The sequence below is a fragment of the Mammaliicoccus stepanovicii genome (assembly GCF_002902525.1).
GTDB lineage: Bacteria > Bacillota > Bacilli > Staphylococcales > Staphylococcaceae > Mammaliicoccus > Mammaliicoccus stepanovicii.
Genome location: NZ_PPQZ01000085.1, coordinates 1 through 2269 on the forward strand (window position 1 = coordinate 1; position 2269 = coordinate 2269).

A 2269-nucleotide genomic window follows, 5' to 3' on the forward strand; every position below is an offset into this window, starting at 1 on the left:
ACATAATGGCTTTTCATATGTGAAATAATATAATAGTAAGTTTTCATTTTAAAATCAAAATTATTTTACTTAAATAAAAATTGTATTTCTTAAACTTGTTAAAATTTTGAAGATTATTATTCACAAATAGTTGTTTATAACATATAATGATATGAAAATATTAATATTGTAAAAGGTTAATATTTTTTGAAAGGTTATCATAAAATTAAGGGAGGATTAATTAAATATGGGAAAAAAATTAGTTGTGTTTTCAGTTTTTATGTTATTACTTAATTTGTTTTCGCCGTTTGTAAATGGTGAAAAAGTATTTGCGGAAGGACAAGATATTTCTGCAAGAAATGTCACAAATTTAACTGTGAATCCGGAAGTGATGAATGATGGTGCGAATGCAAAAGTGAGAGTTACTTTTGATGACACTGGAGGAAAAATAAAGAGTGGCGATTTTATAAAGGTAGATTGGCCATCTAATAATCAAGGTAAGATTGAAGGATTTAGTAAAACAATACCTCTAGAAATTAGGGGAAAGAAAGTCGGAGAAGTTGTAATTAATAAAGATGGTGCAACAATCACGTTTAGTGATAATATAGAAACTTTTGATGATGCTTCAGGATTTGCAGAATTTGAAATACAAGGGAGAAATTACACAGATACACAACAAGAAGATGATAAGAATGTGACAATTAAGTCGGGAAATACTTCAAAAGTTGTTACTATACACAAAGGTGAATCGGGAACTGAAAGTGTATTCTACGATAAAACTGGTGATATATTACCAGAAGACACTAGTCATGTAAGATGGTTTTTAAATATTAATAATGAACAGAAACCTGTTTCAAAAGAGATAAGAGTTAATGATCAAATTCAAGAAGGCCAACAATTAGAGCTTGAAAGTTTGAATATTAGAATTGATGGCACGCATAGTAATTATTTTTCTGGGCCTGATGCTATAGCGAAATTCCAAGAATATATTCCAGGCGCTGTCATTACAGCAGATCAAGATAAGAACACAATTGATGTTTATATACCTCAAGGCTATGCCTCAAATAATCAATTTACAATAGCCTATAAAACAAAAATCACAAATGAAAAACAAAAAGAATTTATAAATCGTTCACAAGCTTGGTATCAAGAACATGGAAAAGAAGAAGTGAATGGAAAATCATTTGATTACACTGTGCAAAATATTAGTGGTGATGCAGGAATAGAAGGAACAGAAAAAGGTGAATTGAAAATCTTCAAGAAGGATAAAGATACAAAATCGCCTATATCAAATGTTAAATTCAAATTAACTAGAGCTGATGGTAATGTAATTATTAATAACCAACAAGAAGTAGAAATCATTACAAATAATGAAGGAATTGCGAATATAAAAGGATTACCAAGTGGTAAATATATTGTCAAAGAAACAGAAGCGCCAGCCCCATATCAATTTGATAAGGATAAAACTTATGAGTTTGAATTGAAAGATGAGGATAATGTTGGTTACTTCTTAGAAGTAGATAATGAAAAGAAAGAAATCAAAACGAAAGATGTTACAGCTAAGAAAGTCTGGGAAGATGGTAAGACAAATCATCCAACAATATTCTTTAAATTATATCAAAAATCTTCAGACGGTTCTGTCGTACCTGTAGAGAATGCTGAAATAAAGAAATTGGAATCTGGTATAACTGAAGTGACATGGGAAAACGTTTTAGAAAGCGATCAAGAAGGAAATAAAATAGAATATGTCGCTCAGGAAGTCAATGAACAGGGTGAAAGTACAGTACCTAAAGGATATACGAAAAAAGAAGAAGGCTTAACGATCACGAATACAGAGAAGGAATTAGAAAAGACTAAAATTGCAGTTGAAAAAATCTGGGATGATAAAAACAACCAAGATGGTAAACGCGCAAAAGAAGTACAAGTACAATTATACAAAATCGTTGATAACAAGAAAGAATCAGTTGGAGAAGTAGTGTCGCTTTCAAGCGAAAACAATTGGTCTTATGAATGGCAAAATTTAGACAAACTGGATAGCAATGATAATGTCATTGACTATAAAGTAGAAGAGATAAATACTACAGGTGGATATGAATCAAGCATAAGTAAGGTAAATGATAATAGCTTTGCAATCACAAACACATATAAACCTGAATCTACAAAAGTATCAGGGGAAAAAGTATGGAAAGACCATGACAACCAAGATGGTAAACGCCCAGAGAAAGTAACAGTCAACTTATTAGCAAATGGTGAAAAAATAGATTCAGTAGAAGTCAGTGAACAAGATGGA

The 2269-nt window shown here is 30.8% G+C and carries 1 protein-coding gene; it reads left to right on the forward strand.

From position 1 onward, the window contains the following. Positions 1 to 226 precede the first annotated feature (226 nt). The coding region (locus CD111_RS10095; protein WP_142380954.1) for a Cna B-type domain-containing protein at positions 227 to 2269 on the forward strand (2043 nt) is incomplete at its 3' end.